We start from the raw sequence: 16296 nt of genomic DNA on the forward strand, positions 1-16296 counted from the left end.
GCCCGCGAAACCAAGGAAGGGAACACACCAATGAAGTACGGATACACGCGCACATCGACCCAGGACAAGCAGGACGACGAGCTCCAGCGCCGGGCGCTGATAGACGCCGGCGTCGACGAGCGCCGCATCTACGCCGACCAGATCTCGGGATCCAAGGAGGCGAGGACCCGCTCGGGCTGGTCGTCCCTCGACGAGCGGCTCGAGGACGACGACGAGCTCGTCGTCTGGCGCATCGACCGGATTGGTCGATCGATGATCGACGTCATCACCACCGTCAAGGACCTCTCCGACCGCGGTGTGTCGGTCCGGTCGCTGTCGGACGGCATCGACCCCTCGACCCGCGAGGGCAGGCTGATGCTCAACCTCATGGCGACGTTCGCCGAGTACGAGCGCGAGCTCATCCAGGAGAGGGTTCAGTCAGGCGTCGACGCGGCGAGGCGGCGCGGAGTGCGCTTCGGCCGCCCCGCACCGGACCCGGAGAAAGTGGCACGGAACCTCCGCACCGTCCAGCACCTCATCGAGGCCGAGGGTCTCGGCGTCGTCGAAGCGGCGAGGACCGTGGGCTGGTCGAAGGCGACCTACTACAGGCACAGGTCAGCCTCGAGCGGCGAATAGGACTGGACCGGTTCCGTGTCCATCGACGATCTGTGCAGACCTCAGCGCCGCACCCGGGCCAACCTCTTGTCAACGTCCAGGAGATAGACGAGGTCATGCTGCCGTACAGCAGAGCGGGCCTTGAACGCCTCCGCCGCACCGGCCACAGCCACTCTGCCGGCGGCCCCCACCGCCGCAGCCGCGGACGGGAGCAAGGCGACGAGGTCCGGGATGTTCGCGACCGCCACGGCGATGGTCGGCACGCCGTATCCCTCCGTCACGAGGCGCTTTCCCGTCTCGACCGCGACGCGGGTCTTCGACGCCGTGCTCCGCAGATCATCGAGGCTGGGGCGCACCTCGTCGTTCCAAAGCTCGTCGATCTCGCTCGGCAGCGTCGCGTCCAGCGCCGATGACTGGAGCTTCTCGGCGAGGCTCTTCGCCGACGCCCGGTACCGGGCCCGACCACTGGCGAGCTCATCCCTCGCCTCGAGCACGTGGTTCATCGGAGCATCGGGGAACGTCGGCAACCGCTCCACGAGTCCGGTCCCCACAGCTGCCCGGCGGGACCTCGCCCCGGCGACGGCAGGGAGCCCGTCCGGATAATCCCCGGAGCCGCGCAGGAACTCGGTGGTCACCTCGTCCAGCAGGACATGGGAACCAGGATCGCTCAGCGCCTGCTTCAGGCGGTCGCGGAACCAGGCGACCTGCTGATCAGTACCGTCCTCGAAACGTGTGCCATCGCTGATCATCCTGACCGAGCCGGCCTCCAGCGCCATGTCGATCTCGATCGACTCGTAGCTGTCGAAGACCTCGTCGGCCTGCCTCTTCATCTGAGGTATCGCCTCGCGCCACTGCCTCTCGTTCTCGATTCGGTCGGGATCGTCCCGAGGCCGAGCCTCCAGCGCCCTCATCGCCCTCCGGAAGTCCCTGGGAGCCACGTCCTCCACTCCGAGCCTCCTCAGCGTCTCTGCGGGCAACGAAGAGACGGTTCTCCAGGGGTCGTCCGCGTCGACGTCCCGCAGTGGTCGGAAGTCGTTCATCCACGCCGCGCTCGGGGCGACCATATCGACGTGGTCCGCGTACAGCAGGGAACTCCGCAGCAGGCGTAGCTCCCTCTGGAGCGACGGCTGGCCGCTGCGCTTCACCTGGGGAGCGACACCGACGGTGATCGTCAGTCCCTCACGAGCGGAGCTCGGCTTACGGCGTTCCCTGCGAGACGCTCTGCGCGACGGCTTTCCCATCCATCAATTATCTCCCAGTCGTCACCAGGCGTTCGGGGTCTCACGAAGCGTGTCTCGCACCGAGATCTGGCGAGACCGACTTACGAGACCGAGATTACCGCTTGATCGAGGCGACCTCGTCTCGTCTCGTCAAGGTGATGTCTGTAAGACGGTCCGCGGAACTGGTTGAACCTCATCCCGGGGCACACCGCCGCCGCGCCATCGTCGTGCCGTGCACAGAGTGGATCACGCGACCGGTCATTGAAAAGACTGTCGCCCCGGGAGTCCTGGCCAGATGGCCCGAATGGTCGCCGGGGCGTTACAAGTTACAGACTACGCAAAGCCGGGCCGCAGCACCACCTGGCTGCGGTTCGGTGCGACGACACTGGCACGGCGGTCCAATGGTCCTCACCGGCCCCGAGACGTACCTCGATCATGTAGAAGACGGCACCGTCTTCATTCACTGCCATCGTACGATCGTCCCCTCGCGGACTCGGCAGCACCACCGAGTGCGGCACCGACAGTCTCCATCCTATTTGCCGCGCCCTGGTCGTCGTTGTGCTTCCACCACGGGCATTCGCCATCGTGGTTGCCCGAATCGCACGCGTGGGGACCGGCGTGGTGGTGCCAGCCGTAGGCACGGCCCTCGTCCTCCGACCAGTGCTCACAGCGAAGGACCCGGCTCTTGTCATCGGCAGATTCTTCGTGCATGGGTAAATTCTCTTCTTTCGTCAAGCGACAGAACTGGCTGCGAGTTGCCTGTGCCGCCTACGTCCTTGAGCTCGGTTAGTACGACGGAGACCAGTGGCCGTGATCCTCGCGAGGGGGGGGGGTGCGGGCCCGAACTGAGTGACGTATTCGCCTCGTCTATGAGGGTCCGGCGCCTACTCGATTCGCTCCAGCACAGTTCCCTGGATCACCGCTTCGACGTCCTCGTCGAGACGATCGAGGACCTGAGCGCCTGTCAGGTTCCGATTCTCCTCGAGGATCTCGGCGACGCGGTCTGCTGCGTAGACGACTGCTGCTTTCTGCGACGTCTCCAACAGGAGACGGCTCTCGGCAGGGAGCTCATCGAGAAGCTGGGACATGGTGAGCTTGGTCATCCTGAACCTTCCGAACGGGGCGACGTGGCATAACCCTTCCCATTATGCGCCGAGAGGTACCACCGCGGGTCAACGTCGTAGAAGACGAGCCCGTTCTCGTCGCGGGCGGTCGCCTTCATCAGCATGTGCTCGTGGAAGCGAGCGTATTGGTCGCCGAGTATTGAATGCACTTGCGCCTCAGTGTGGCCGAGCAGATGGTTGGGTACTGGGAGGTCCGTGGCACCATCTTCTCGAGCGGAGGGCCCAAGTGCCAACATTGCCCCACGTCACCACGGGGTTGGCAGCACCGTTCCGCGTCCTCGTCGCTGCGAACGTCACTGATACGCGGCTACGGCCGCCGAGATCAAGGTAGAAGTTTGAGCGGTGGCAGCTTCTCTGCAGAAAGGCCAGAGCGTTTCGGCTCGGGCCAATCGGGCAGATCATCCAAAGTCCCGCCATAGGCCAGGACAGTCTGGGCGGCCAGGTCACAGCAAGCCTGAATAAATCCTTCGGCACCCATCAAACGCATGGAGTGCCGACCGTTGGCGAGAGGCCATAGCGCTCCGGAATAGTTCGTCGCCTGCCCGGGATCCTGCCCGTGGTTCAAGAGGTCGCGGAGGGACTTCATGTCAGAGAGATAGGCGCTAAGAGCCTGCGTGCGACAGAAGGTCGTCCAACGTGAGCGGCCATCAGTGGCTGGCTGCCGCAGGGATCGAGTACGCACACCCCAGTCGTTAGTGAAGAGTCGAACGCCCTGCTTATTGCCAGCGTTGCGTAACTTGTCCGAGTTCAGCGGAATAGCACGGGTGCTTCCGGGCTCCCGCAGAATGTCGTTGAAAAACGCCTCCATGGCGGAATACGACATCGTGAAGATGGCCCATCGCAACGCGTACTGCTTGCTGGAGCTTCCAAGTCGCTGTCCGTCAACACCGTGAAGCTTGTCGATATCGCGATGAAGCGTAATCAGCAGTGACGGATTCACGAGCCCGTCAGCCAAGGACTGGGCTGATTCAAGGACGAGTGGAAGGCGCGTGTTCTGTGCGCTCACTACCCCAGCCAACGATCGGTGGGCAGGCCTTGGGTAATCTCTTCCTCGTCAACTTCGTCGCTCCCCGGCAGTACAACCTCGATTTCTCTGGTTAGCAGCGAATCAAGCAACGCCGCACGGGCACCTGCCATGCTGGCGAGCTCTCGCTCCAACGAATCGATCTGGTCGTCCACCGTGGTCATGATGTCGACAACACGCTTCTGACTCTCAGGTTTTGGCACCTTGATTGGAAACTGCAGAATCTTCGCCTTGCTGATGTTCTGTTGAGTCTTGCCCTCGCCAAGTTTCACGAGATCGGCCTCACGTGCGCTGATCCAGAGCCGAAGATACTCAGCTGTCACCAGTTCATTAGGTACACCCCGGGCGATTGCTTGGTTGGTGGCCGTCGGCACGGTCGTGATCGCGCTGCGTCCAATCGTGCCATACATCGTGACCAGGACTGCACCCGGCTGCACCAGCTTCCTTTCGCCGCCAATTGCGTCCAGACCGGCCTTCGTGATGCGTCGCGTCGTCTCACCGACGTAGCGTCCTCGAACATCGCCAATAATTGCCCAAGGGATCTCACCCGAATAGAACGCCGGGTTGTCGGCCTTGGGTGTCCCGCCCGAAGTCCAGTCGGCGACGTCGTCCATGACATAGTCCGTGACCTCTTCACCCAGATCTACCAGTAACTGGTCAACCAACGCTGCACGCGCAGTTCGCGCCGCCGACACCTCAGCTTCAAGCGCCGTCACTGTCGCGTCGACAGCCCCCATGACTTCGACGGTCCTCCCCTGCACATCGAGTGGCGGCAGAGGGATGCGCCACGCCTCGAAGTCATGCTCCTTCCAGCGCGCGCGACCGTCTCGTCCATCACGCTTCTTGCCGATCTGGTCCAACGCCCCCTGGCTTGCAAAGCAGAGCGCCAAGAACTGTGCGTCGAGAACATCGCCGTCGACGGCGTAAAGAGGGAACTCGTTCGTAACCAGCGCACCGTCCAGATCCGGTGGAACAACTGCGAATGGCCCGTTCTGAACATCGATACGACAGAAGACGAAGTCGCCCTCGTGCGCAACATTGAGCTTCGTAGTCTTTGGGCGGCTGGGTGGACGCAGATACGCCCCTTTGCCGTACCAGCGCACGCCCATCGTGTCGTACTCACTACCAGGGCTGATTGCCACCTTGTCCACTCGCTGCGTGACGTGGGTGCCTACGGCAGCTGTTGGCCATTCAGACATCAAAGCCGCCAATGCCGGCTTCCGTAAGGACTTCAGCCATTCTTGCCTGCGCAACTTCTCGTTCAGCGCGAGCTTCTTGCCATTCTGCGACAGCAACCTCGAGCCCATGGACCTCAGTTTGCGGCCACGGATTTGGCTTGACGCCTCGAGGAACAAGCTTCCCTTCGTCGTCAAAGATCCGAGTCCGCCACGAACGCGCTTCGCGGTCCTCGAGGTGGTCGCGGATCGCAGACTTGACACGTGCCGAGATGCCGGCCCATCGTCCGGTGTCCTTGCGGCCATGCCTTACGCGAACCTCATGGCCATCGTCTTCCATGTCGATGAAGGTGACGAGCGCGTCGCGTTCATGGCCACCGCTGGTCTTCGTAAACCCGAAGACGGAGGTTTTCACGCCACGGTCCTGCTCGAAGAACAGCTGCTGCGGCATGTCGATCACAAAGTCAAGGCGGGCCTTTCCGAGAATCGTATCCGCAGCCTTCAAATCCTTCGAAAGGGTGTTCACCGGCATGATGATGACAAGTCGACCCCCGTTATCGAGGTACTCGATAGCCGACATAGTGAAGTTGACGGGGTTGTCGGTCTCGTACGGCGGATTGATGATGCATTTGTTCGGAGCGAGCGTATGGATGTAGTTGCGCAACTCATCATCGGGCGGAATGACCGTGAACGACTTGGAGCGCGTCACCAGCGAATCGCGATAGAGCAGGTTGGAGCGTCCATCACCATGTAAGAACATGTTCGAGCAGGCCAGGGCGAAAAGGATCGGATCATTCTCGAAGCCGATGAGCTGATGCTTATGGATGTCTGAGATGCGGCCTTCATCGCCGAACGACATTTCGACAAGTTGTTCCATCGCCTCCATTAGGAAGCCACCGGACCCCATGCACGTGTCCAGCACGACGTCGTCCCGCCCCAATTGGGCAAGGTCAACCATCAGGCTCTTGATGTGGTCGGGAGTCAGAATGATGTTCTTGTTATCCACCTTGCCGGCGCGGGAAAGGAAGATTTTGTACGCCTGCCCCAGGATATCCCGCTTCATCAATCGCTTGGAGGGCAGATGTACGTGCTCATCGATATCGGAGATGATCGACTTGTACTCATCCAGCGGAATATCGATGGTCTTAACGAAGGCGAAACGATCCTTCCAATCGATCTCCTTTGACCAGTTCTCTTCCATCTTGTCTTTGAGCTGCCGGTCAACGGCGGAAACAATCGCTTCGTTCAAGAAGCGCGCACGCACAAGCCGCTTGTCAGCAGGCGGCTGCTGGAGCTTGTATACCGCCCGGAACTGATCGTCATCAAGGGCAATCATCAACGCCGAGAAGAAGAGTGAACGATCGGTGTCACGCACACGGGAACCCTTGTGAAACTTTTCGTTCAAGTTAACCAGGAAGCGGCGAAGTTCAGCTTCAGAGAGTGGATCGCCGTGCGCCGCAGCCTGGTAATACTTGGTGAGCGAACCGAGGCTCGCGAGGCTCTGCAGCGACTCAATCTCCTCGATTTCCTCTGAGTCGCCCTTCCGCAAGAGGTGCGTTACACGCAGGCTCTCAAGCGTCTGGCCCGACACGGCAATACCAATGATGTCAGCGTGGGGCACCGCGTTGTTTCTCATGTAGCTGCGGACATCAGTCACAGCAGCCGCATGATCTGATCGCAGACCCGGTTCCCCGGACTTAGCTTCGACAACGATGAACCAGGACCCCATGTCCTTGAAGAAGTCGGGGAAGCCGTCGTCGGTCGAGCCCTCCCGCTTGGATCGGAAGCCAAACTCCTTAGGAATGTCGCGCTTCTCGACGAACGTAGAGGCTCCATAGAACTCGCGGAACAGGTTCTCCGTTGTGCTTTCTGCCATTACCGGCCTACTTCTTTCCGCCAGAGGTTAGTCCGCTACGGAACTCCACCACGTCCCCATCGACCATGATGTAGTCCTTGCCTTCCATCCGGACCTTGCCGGCGGACTTCGCGGCAGCCATCGAACCGTTCGCATCGAGATCATCGAAGGACACGATTTCGGCCTTGATGAATCCCTTCTGGAAGTCGGTATGGATGACTCCGGCCGCCTCGGGGGCGGTGGCGCCCTTCGGAATCGTCCACGCACGGGATTCCTTGGGACCGGCAGTCAGATACGTCTGCAGACCGAGAGTGTCGAAGCCGACGCGGGCGAGTTGGTCGAGTCCGCTCTCCTCCTGACCGGTCGATTCGAGCATCTCCCGGGCCTCTTCTTCGTCGAGTTCGGCGAGTTCGGACTCGAACTTCGCGTCAAGGAAGATCGCTTCGACCGGTGCCACGAGGGCCCGCATCTCGTTCTTCTTGTCCTCGTCGGCGAGCACCTCGTCGTCGACGTTGAACACGTAGAGGAAGGGCTTGACCGTCATCAGCTGCAGCTCACGCAGGGCGCTGACGTCGAACTTGTCGGCCTGCATCGCCTGGTAGAGCGTCCGCCCGCCTTCGAGGATCTCAGTGGCGGCGTCGATCGCGGTCAGCTGCTCGGCCGGTGCGCGCTTGCCCTTGACTTCCTTCTCGATCCGCGGCCGCGCCTTCTCCAGCGTCTGCAGGTCGGCGAGGATGAGTTCGGTGTTGATCGTGTCGATGTCATCGGCTGGGCTGATCTTGCCGTCGACGTGGACGACGTCGTCGTCGACGAATCCGCGGATGACCTGGCAGATGGCATCGGCTTCACGAATGTTGGCCAGGAACTGGTTGCCCAGGCCCTCGCCCTCAGAGGCGCCGCGCACGATGCCGGCGATGTCGACGAAGTCGACGGTGGCATTGAGGATGCGTTCGGAAGAGAAGATCTCCGCCAGTCGCGTCAGCCGCTCGTCCGGCAGTGGGACCACGCCCACGTTCGGTTCGATCGTCGCGAACGGGTAGTTCGCCGCGAGAACTTGGTTCTTGGTCAGTGCGTTAAACATGGTCGACTTGCCGACGTTGGGCAGTCCCACGATTCCAATAGTCAAAGCCACGGTATCCAAGTCTAGCCGTCGCCGAGGTGGTCCTCGAATTCTCGTGTCAGTGCCCTCTGTCACCCTGGGACCATGAATGCTTTCCCCGCTGCCGCAGTCATCATCGGCTTCATCGTGGCGATCGTCCTCGCCGCCGCCCTCGGGTTCCTCCTCGGGCGTACCCTCACACGGTCCCGGTACCTCGAGAGACTCACTCGCGCCGAGACCACATCACGCATCCTGTCCCAGCGCACAGAAGATCTCGAGGCCGACGCTCAGATGGCCGGTGAGATCACCGCGGCCATCGGGCCGTTGGCGGCAAGCGTGAAGAATCTGCAGGAGAACCTGCACTCTCAGGACCGCACGCAGATCGAACAGATCACCCGACTGAACTCTCAGATCGGGCACCTCAGCCAACAGAACCTCCGTCTCCAGGAGTCCACCGGGTCACTGGCCAACGCTTTGAATTCGACGACCCATCGTGGAGATTGGGGCGAAGTCCAACTCAGACGCATCGTCGAATATGCCGGTCTCCTCCCCCACGTCGACTTCGACACCCAGGTCAGCGCCGACCGTGATGGTAAGCGCCACCGCCCCGATATGGTCGTCCGTCTGCCCGGCGGCGGCACGATCGTCATCGATGCGAAGACTCCTCTGTCGGCGCGGATGAACGAGGACTCCGGCGAGGCGGCCGACTCTGGCACGGGCGGTCAGGACCATGCCCGTGCGCTGCTGCGCCACGTCGATGCTCTGGCGTCGAAGGAGTATTGGAAGGCGTTCGACTCCTCCCCTGACTTCGTCGTCTGCTTCGTCCCCACCGACGGGCTGCTCTCGGCAGCTGCGGCAAGCTACCCGAAGATGATCGACCATGCGCTGGGCAAGAACGTCGTCCTCGCATCACCGGCGACTCTGCTGGTGCTGCTGAAGACCGTGGCACTCAACTGGCGGCAGGCCGACATGTCCACCTCGGCGGCCGAAGTGCTGCGGCTGGGCACGGAACTCTACGAACGCGTCGGCACGCTGGTGTCTCATGTGTCTCGGATGGGTGCCAGTCTGGATCGGTCGGTCGAGGACTACAACCGGTTCGTCTCGTCCTTGGAGTCCCGGTTCCTCGTCACCGCGAGGAAGTTCCCGTCGACCGGCATCGTCGCCGATGAGCTCGATGCCGTGGCCGAACTCGATACTCGCGCTCGGGGCGTCAGCGCCGAGGAGCTCAGTCGGCCGCGAGCCATGGACTTCGATGATCGCGGACCGACTCATCTGCGTGATCGGCAGACGGGGACGGACTGAGGATCGTCAGCCGAGTTTGCGCAGTTCCTTCGGCAGCGAGAAGATGAGGTCCTCTTCGGCAGTGACGACTTCTTCGACGGTGTCGAAACCGTAGTCAGCCAGCAGGTGCAACACGTCTTGGACGAGGTTCTCGGGAACGCTCGCCCCGGAGGTGACTCCGACGGTGGCGACGTCGTGGAACCACGTCTCGTCGATCTCACGAGCAAAATCGACACGGTGAGCCGCCTTCGCCCCGTGTTCGAGGGCGACCTCGACGAGGCGGACAGAATTGGAGGAGTTCGCCGACCCGACGACGATGACGAGATCCGCTTCGGGCCCGATCTTCTTCACTGCAACCTGTCGGTTCTGTGTGGCATAGCAGATGTCATCGCTGGGTGGGTTCTGCAGATGTGGGAAGCGCTTACGCAGGATCTCGACGGTCTCCATCGTCTCGTCCACGCTCAGTGTCGTCTGGGAGATCCACACCAGCTTCTCGGCGTCAGGCACCTCGATGGTGCGCGCCTCCTCGGGGTTCTGCACCAGAGTGATATGGTCCGGGGCCTCTCCCATGGTCCCTTCGACCTCTTCGTGTCCAGCATGGCCGACGAGGAGGATGCGGAAGCCGTCCCGGGCGAACCGGATGGCCTCCTTGTGGACTTTCGTCACCAACGGGCATGTCGCATCGATCGTCGACAGCGAACGCTGGGCAGCCTCGGTGTGCACGGCCGGTGAGACTCCGTGGGCGGAGAACACGACCCGAGCACCTTCCGGGACTTCAGCGGTGTCATCGACGAAGACCGCCCCGCGTTCGGACAAGGTCTCGACGACATGCCGGTTGTGCACGATCTCCTTGCGGACATAGATCGGTGCGCCGAAGTGCTCGAGGGCGCGTTCGACGGCGATCACGGCACGATCTACGCCGGCACAGTAGCCGCGCGGTGCGGCCAGCAGCACCCTCTTGTCAGCATTGACCGGAGTGCGGATCTCGCCAGGTGCCAGACGCCGGCGCGGAATGGTCGGGGCAGGTACTGAAACGACGCTCACCCGTTCAGTCTAAGCCGGAGGCATCGACTGCGGCCAGGAATGGGCTGCGTCAGTGCCGTTCGTTAGGCTTGGGATTCGGAAGGGGACTTAAATGGCGCAAAGAATTTCCGGCACTCCCGGCACGCTCGGCGAAACGGCCGAGCCGAAAGAGCTCGCCGCCACCGCAGCCGAGACCACGGCGGAGAATCCGTGGCCGCTGAGTCTGCTGTCTTCGAAGATGAAGTCCTATATCGACCGCATGTCGAGCGTGTGGATCGAAGGGCAGGTGGTCGAGCTCAACCATCGCGGCAAGGCCAGCTATCTGACCCTGCGCGACACCGATGTCGAGATGTCTCTGCCGGTCCAGATCTGGAAGAACGTCCTCGACCGCACCGGGGCTCCTCTCACCGAGGGCAGCCACGTCGTCGCCAATCTCAAAGCCGATTTCTGGACGAAGACCGGCCGGCTGACGATGCGGGCCAACGATATCCGCGCCGTCGGCCTCGGTGAACTCCTCGCACGCCTCGAACGACTGAAGAAGCAGCTGGGCGCCGAGGGGCTCTTCGATCCCAACCGGAAGCTGCGCCTGCCGTTCCTGCCGAACCGGATCGGACTGATCACCGGGCGGGATTCGGATGCGCAGAAGGACGTCATCCGCAATGTGCATCTGCGCTGGCCTGCCGCCGAATTCGAAGTCCGCAACTGTGCCGTGCAGGGACCGGATGCCGTGCCGGGAGTGATGAAGAACCTCGCCGAGCTCGATGCGGACCCGCAGATCGATGTCATCGTCATCGCCCGCGGCGGCGGCAGCATGGAAGACCTCCTGCCGTTCTCCAACGAAGCCCTCGTCCGTGCCGTCTCAGCCGCGCAGACACCGGTAGTCTCGGCGATCGGGCACGAGGCCGACCGGCCCATTCTCGATGACGTCGCGGACCTGCGGGCGTCAACACCCACGGATGCTGCGAAGAGGATCGTGCCGGACGTCGCCGAAGAAGGCATGAATCTGCTGCGTGCTCGTGCCGAATTGGATGCCGCCGTCAACCGCATCCTCGACCGAGAGCAGGAGATGCTCACCGCCGTGCGCTCACGGCCCGTGCTTGCCGAACCGCAGACGATGATCACCGCGCATGAGAACGAACTGACGATGATCCGCCGCCGCAGCTTGCAGGCGACGAACGGACTGCTCATCCAGGCTCAGAACGAGATCCAGCATCTCCGTTCACAAGCCAGGTCCCTCTCTCCCCTGCGGACCTTGGAGCGCGGCTACGCCGTGGTCCAGACCGACGACGGTCAGGCCGTTCGCAACGCCGCCGAGGTCGCCGCCGGCGACAGCGTCCATGTCCGGGTCGCTCGCGGTCGTTTCGACGCCGATATCACCGAGGTCACTCCGGAGACCGGCGAACCGACAACCGACGATTGACCACGTTTCCACACTCTGTACACGTTCCACACACTCTGCGAAGGAGACACCGATGACCGAACCGACGACACAACAGGACCAACCCGATATCAGCACGCTCAGCTACGAGCAGGCCCGCGAAGAACTCGTCATGACCGTCAAGCGTTTGGAGACCGGCAACCTGCCGCTCGAAGAGTCACTGCGGCTGTGGGAGCGCGGCGAGGCTCTCGCCGACCGGTGCCAGTCGTGGCTCGATGGAGCGCGGGAGCGCCTTGACAAGGCCCGTGAGGAGACCTCGGACGACACCGAATAGGTCTCCGGGTCAGCCGAAGTTCAGCCAGGGCCGCCGCGATCACTTGAGTTCGGCGGCCACCTGATCGGCGAAGCTGTTGACGGTGTCCGGCGCAGCGGTGGCAGTCAGAACGACGTACATATCGCCTTTGTGCGTGACCCAGTATTCTTTCGCCTCTTCAGTGCGGTAGATCTGGAAGTCAGCACCGCCGACTGTCACCTTCTCGGCAGCGACAGCCTCGTCGGTCTTCCGCTTCGCCCAGTTCGCGCTGGCTTCGGCCTGCTCGATGCTCACCCACTGGTCGTCGGGGCCGATGAACGACATGTACCACGAGGTGTATTCGGAGTCGCCCATACGATCGAGGCTGGCCTCGTTCGACGTCCATCCGCGCGGGATCTGCGGAACGATGAGGTCGAACTCGGCGTTGCCCTGGGACTGCTCGGCGATCCCCTGATAGTCGACGACACGTTCTGAGTCGACTTCGGGCTGCGGGGCGAGGAACAGGATCCCGACGGCGACTGCGAGACAGGCGAGGATCGCGATGACCATATTGACCCAGTTCGAGTTCTTGCGCAGGAAGCGCATCTCTTCCCGGGACCCCGGCAGCATCACTCCGGACTCATCAGCCATGGACTCTCCCCTAGGACTCGGCGTCGTCTCGTCGACGACCGTTCGAGTACCCGTCTCGTCGGCAGCATTTCGGACATTCACACCGCCATTGTCCTCGGCTCGCGCGCGAAGGGCCAATTCCGGTCCGAGGACGTGACTGCGGCCACAAGCAGGCACCGCTGTCGCGACCCCGATCACAGGGGTGGCACAATTGGAAGCATGAGTGACTCCAATGAGCCTGTTGACGTGAAATCTCACCATGACCGAGGACGAGTTGATGAGGAGGCTCCGCCTGTCGCAGTGACCGACTCATGGTCGCAGAAGGCTCAGGTCGAGTCGGATGCTCCCGACCGCAACTTGGCTCTGGAGCTCGTCCGAGTCACCGAGGCCGCGGCCATCGCCGCCGCCCCCTGGGTCGGCCGCGGCGACAAGAACGCAGCCGACGGAGCAGCCGTGGCCGCGATGCGCAATGTCATCTCCACCGTCCGCATGGCCGGCACCGTCGTCATCGGCGAGGGTGAGAAGGACGAAGCTCCGATGCTCTTCAATGGCGAGCAGGTCGGCGACGGCGGCGGACCGCACTGCGATGTTGCTGTCGACCCGATCGACGGCACTCGCCTGACCGCTCTGGGCATGCCCAATGCGATCTCTGTCATGGCTGTGACCGAAGACGGTGCGATGTATGACCCCTCTGCCGTGTTCTACATGGAGAAGCTCGTCACCGGACCCGATGCCGCTGACGCCGTCGATCTGCGTCTGCCGATCGCTGAGAACATCCGCCGCGTCGCCAAGGCGAAGGGAACGAAGGATCCCGCCTCGGTCACGGTGATGATCCTCGACCGCCCCCGCCACCAGCAGATGATCGATGAGATCCGCGCCGCCGGAGCCCGCATCCAGCTCATCACCGACGGCGACGTCGCCGGAGCCATCGCCGCCTGCCGTCCGGGAACCGGCGTCGACATGCTCATGGGCATCGGCGGCACCCCCGAGGGCATCATCACCGCCTGCGCCATCAAGGCACTCGGCGGAGTCATCCAGGGCCGTCTGTGGCCGCAGGACGACGCCGAACGCGAAGCCGCCGCCAAGGCCGGCCTCGACGTCAACAAGGTGCTCAACACCGACGACCTCGTCACCGGTGACAACAGCTACTTCGTCGCCACGGGCATCACGAACGGCGACCTGCTCGACGGTGTGAAGTTCCAGGGCAGCCACGTCACCACACATTCCCTGGTGATGCGGTCGAAGTCGGGAACCGTCCGTCAGGTCTTCGCCGAGCACCAGGCCGCGAAGACCCACTCCTACGTGGAGGCCGCCGAAGAAGCCGCACGCCGCGGACTGGTCTGACCTCCAAACGCACCCGGTCCCGGGCGCGATACACACAACTCGGAAGCAGGTGCGAAAGCAATGCCCAATCAGGCGTGGAAGCGACTCCTCGAGGGAAACCAGCGTTTCGTCGACGATGTCCCTCAGCACCCGAACCAGGACACGGCACGACGTGAGTCGCTGTCGGGCAGCCAGACCCCGTTCGTCACTCTCTTCGGCTGCTCGGATTCCCGAGTCGCCGCGGAGATGATCTTCGATGTCGGCCTCGGTGACATGTTCGTCGTGCGCAATGCCGGACAGGTCGTCGACCCTGTCACCTTGGGGTCTCTCGAATACGGAGTCGAGATGCTCGGCACTCCCCTGCTCGTCGTGCTCGGCCACGACAGCTGCGGGGCCGTGACCGCCGCCTACAACGCATACGACTCAGGTGAGACTCCCCCGGGATTCATCTCCGACGTCGTCGCCCGCATCCTGCCGACGGTGGCCCGGGCCCGAAAGAACGGGCGCACCACGATCAACGAGACCGTCGGTCAGAACACCATGGACACGGTCGACAAGATCATGCAGCTGTCCACGATCATCAAGACCGCCGTCGACGAGGGCCGACTCATCATCGTCGGACTCACCTACCAACTCCACGACGGCCACACCACGGTCGTCGCGCAGTACGGAGGCGACGAGGCCGCGGTCTCCACCTATGCTTCCTGAGCGACCGGCCACTTCGGTGGTCAGCCGTTCAGTCTCCCAACGAGCCTGAGCTCCGCAATCATTTCCCAGGCACCCAACGGAAAGGACAACAATGACCGAAGAATTTCGCATCGAACACGACACCATGGGCGAGGTCAAAGTCCCCAAGGACGCCCTCTACAGCGCACAGACCCAGCGTGCCGTCGAGAACTTCCCGATCTCGGGCAAGACCCTCGAATCAGCCCACATCGCCGCACTGGCACAGGTGAAGAAGGCCGCGGCGAAGGCCAACGCCGAACTCGGCGTGCTCGACGAAGCCCGCGCCACAGCCATCCAGAACGCCGCCGATCAGGTCATTGCAGGCGAATTCGACGCCCACTTCCCCATCGACGTGTTCCAGACCGGTTCGGGAACCTCGTCGAACATGAACACCAACGAGGTCCTTGCCTCGCTGGCGACCAAGGCGCTCGAAGCCGACGGAGTCAACGTCCACCCGAACGACCATGTCAACGCCTCGCAGTCGTCGAACGACGTCTTCCCCACCTCGGTGCACCTGGCCGTGACCAAGGCCCTGGTCAACACGCTCATCCCGGCCATGGACACCCTGGCGACTTCGCTGGAGAAGAAGGCGAAGGCGTTCTCCTCCATCGTCAAGTCCGGACGCACCCACCTCATGGATGCCACTCCGGTGACTCTCGGTCAGGAGTTCGGCGGCTACGCAGCTCAGGTCCGTTACGGAATCGAGCGCATCGAGGCTTCCCTGCCGCGCGTGGCGGAGGTCCCGCAGGGCGGAACCGCTGTGGGCACCGGCATCAACACCCCCGACGGCTTCTCCTCACGCGTAGTCGAGATCCTCGCGGAGGAGACCGGACTGCCGATCACCGAAGCTCGCAACCACTTCGAGGCCCAGGCCAACCGCGATGGGCTCGTCGAGGCCTCCGGTCAGCTGCGGACCATCGCCTACGGCTACATGAAGATCTGCAACGACCTGCGCTGGATGGGTTCGGGACCGAACACCGGCCTCGGCGAGATCGCCATCCCCGACCTGCAGCCCGGTTCGTCGATCATGCCCGGCAAGGTCAATCCGGTCATCTGCGAGGCCACCATTCAGGTCGCAGCCCAGGTCATCGGCAACGACACCTCCGTGTCGCTGTCGTCGACCAACGGCGCGTTCGAACTCAACGTCGGCATCCCCGTCATGGCCTCGAACCTGCTCGAATCGATCCGCCTGCTCGCGAATGCCTCGACCGTCATGGCCGAGAAGATGATCGACGGACTCACCGCCAACGAGGAGCGTGCCCGCTTCCTCGCCGAGGCGAGCCCCTCCATCGTCACCCCTCTGAACAAGGTCATCGGCTACGAGGCGGCGGCGAAGATCGCCAAGCACGCCGTGGCCAACAAGATGACCGTCAAGGAAGCCACGATCGCTCTCGGCTTCGTCGAGAACGGCTCCATCACCGAGGCTGACCTCGACAAGGCCCTCGACGTCACCACGATGATCGGCAGCTACAAGTAAGCCTCCGATCTGACAGATCGCAACGGCGCCCGGACGATTTCGTCCGGGCGCCGTTTCACGCTGTCGATCCGTTCA

At 62.8% G+C, this 16296-nt stretch carries 16 protein-coding genes; 7 read left to right on the forward strand and 9 right to left on the reverse strand.

Features of this window, described 5'->3' with window-relative positions; all coding sequences use genetic code 11:
• The first annotated feature begins 30 nt into the window (after positions 1-30).
• The gene (locus tag ACSBQT_RS01935) at positions 31-615 is read left to right on the forward strand and encodes a recombinase family protein (protein ID WP_435000751.1); all 585 of its coding nucleotides are present in this window, start codon (positions 31-33) and stop codon (positions 613-615) included.
• Positions 616-656: 41 nt separating this feature from the next.
• Here ACSBQT_RS01935 and ACSBQT_RS01940 read toward each other — a convergent pair whose 3' ends face one another.
• The 7 genes from ACSBQT_RS01940 to ychF all read right to left on the reverse strand — a co-directional run bounded on the left by ACSBQT_RS01940 (position 657) and on the right by ychF (position 8124).
• Positions 657-1835 carry a hypothetical protein gene (locus ACSBQT_RS01940; protein ID WP_435000752.1) on the reverse strand — a complete coding sequence of 393 codons (1179 nt, stop codon included), beginning with the start codon at positions 1833-1835 and terminating at the stop codon, positions 657-659.
• A 435-nt stretch (positions 1836-2270) separates the two neighbouring features.
• Positions 2271-2525: a hypothetical protein gene (locus tag ACSBQT_RS01945; protein WP_435000753.1), complete on the reverse strand. Its 255-nt coding sequence runs from the start codon at positions 2523-2525 to the stop codon at positions 2271-2273.
• 173 nt (positions 2526-2698) lie between these two features.
• The gene (locus tag ACSBQT_RS01950) at positions 2699-2917 is read right to left on the reverse strand and encodes a hypothetical protein (protein WP_435000754.1); all 219 of its coding nucleotides are present in this window, start codon (positions 2915-2917) and stop codon (positions 2699-2701) included.
• 343 nt (positions 2918-3260) lie between these two features.
• The gene (locus ACSBQT_RS01955) at positions 3261-3944 is read right to left on the reverse strand and encodes a hypothetical protein (protein WP_435000756.1); all 684 of its coding nucleotides are present in this window, start codon (positions 3942-3944) and stop codon (positions 3261-3263) included.
• A complete protein-coding gene (locus tag ACSBQT_RS01960; protein WP_435000757.1) occupies positions 3944-5269 on the reverse strand; it encodes a restriction endonuclease subunit S in 1326 nt (441 codons plus the stop codon). The genes ACSBQT_RS01955 and ACSBQT_RS01960 overlap by 1 nt, the downstream gene beginning before the upstream one ends.
• Positions 5154-7013, reverse strand: a complete 1860-nt coding sequence (locus ACSBQT_RS01965) for an HsdM family class I SAM-dependent methyltransferase (RefSeq protein ID WP_435000758.1) — start codon at positions 7011-7013, stop codon at positions 5154-5156. Before ACSBQT_RS01965 ends, ACSBQT_RS01960 begins: the two co-directional genes overlap by 116 nt.
• Positions 7014-7020: 7 nt before the next feature.
• Positions 7021-8124, reverse strand: a complete 1104-nt coding sequence (gene ychF, locus ACSBQT_RS01970; protein ID WP_435000759.1) for a redox-regulated ATPase YchF — start codon at positions 8122-8124, stop codon at positions 7021-7023.
• A gap of 72 nt (positions 8125-8196) precedes the next feature.
• Between ychF and ACSBQT_RS01975 the strand changes: the two genes are divergently transcribed.
• The gene (locus tag ACSBQT_RS01975; RefSeq protein WP_410710293.1) at positions 8197-9393 is read left to right on the forward strand and encodes a DNA recombination protein RmuC; all 1197 of its coding nucleotides are present in this window, start codon (positions 8197-8199) and stop codon (positions 9391-9393) included.
• A 6-nt stretch (positions 9394-9399) separates the two neighbouring features.
• On the opposite strand, the gene ACSBQT_RS01980 is transcribed toward ACSBQT_RS01975, so the two are convergent.
• A complete protein-coding gene (locus ACSBQT_RS01980) occupies positions 9400-10416 on the reverse strand; it encodes a 4-hydroxy-3-methylbut-2-enyl diphosphate reductase (protein WP_435000760.1) in 1017 nt (338 codons plus the stop codon).
• A gap of 91 nt (positions 10417-10507) precedes the next feature.
• Here ACSBQT_RS01980 and xseA point away from each other — a divergent pair, with 91 nt between their 5' ends.
• A complete protein-coding gene (gene xseA, locus ACSBQT_RS01985; RefSeq protein ID WP_435000761.1) occupies positions 10508-11815 on the forward strand; it encodes an exodeoxyribonuclease VII large subunit in 1308 nt (435 codons plus the stop codon).
• A gap of 52 nt (positions 11816-11867) precedes the next feature.
• A complete protein-coding gene (locus ACSBQT_RS01990) occupies positions 11868-12107 on the forward strand; it encodes an exodeoxyribonuclease VII small subunit (protein WP_062861443.1) in 240 nt (79 codons plus the stop codon).
• A gap of 39 nt (positions 12108-12146) precedes the next feature.
• On the opposite strand, the gene ACSBQT_RS01995 is transcribed toward ACSBQT_RS01990, so the two are convergent.
• On the reverse strand, positions 12147-12716 hold the full coding sequence (locus tag ACSBQT_RS01995; protein ID WP_410710296.1) for a DUF4245 domain-containing protein: 570 nt from the start codon (positions 12714-12716) through the stop codon (positions 12147-12149).
• A 198-nt stretch (positions 12717-12914) separates the two neighbouring features.
• On the opposite strand from ACSBQT_RS01995, the gene glpX reads away from it, so the two are divergent.
• The 3 genes from glpX to ACSBQT_RS02010 all read left to right on the forward strand — a co-directional run bounded on the left by glpX (position 12915) and on the right by ACSBQT_RS02010 (position 16221).
• On the forward strand, positions 12915-14039 hold the full coding sequence (gene glpX, locus ACSBQT_RS02000) for a class II fructose-bisphosphatase (RefSeq protein ID WP_410710297.1): 1125 nt from the start codon (positions 12915-12917) through the stop codon (positions 14037-14039).
• 60 nt (positions 14040-14099) lie between these two features.
• Positions 14100-14726, forward strand: coding sequence for a carbonic anhydrase (locus ACSBQT_RS02005; protein ID WP_410710298.1), 627 nt, complete (start codon positions 14100-14102; stop codon positions 14724-14726).
• Positions 14727-14817: 91 nt separating this feature from the next.
• Positions 14818-16221: a class II fumarate hydratase gene (locus ACSBQT_RS02010; RefSeq protein WP_410710299.1), complete on the forward strand. Its 1404-nt coding sequence runs from the start codon at positions 14818-14820 to the stop codon at positions 16219-16221.
• Positions 16222-16296: the final 75 nt, after the last annotated feature.

The sequence above is a fragment of the Brevibacterium sp. H602 genome (genome assembly GCF_051172395.1).
In the GTDB taxonomy this organism is placed as follows: domain Bacteria; phylum Actinomycetota; class Actinomycetes; order Actinomycetales; family Brevibacteriaceae; genus Brevibacterium.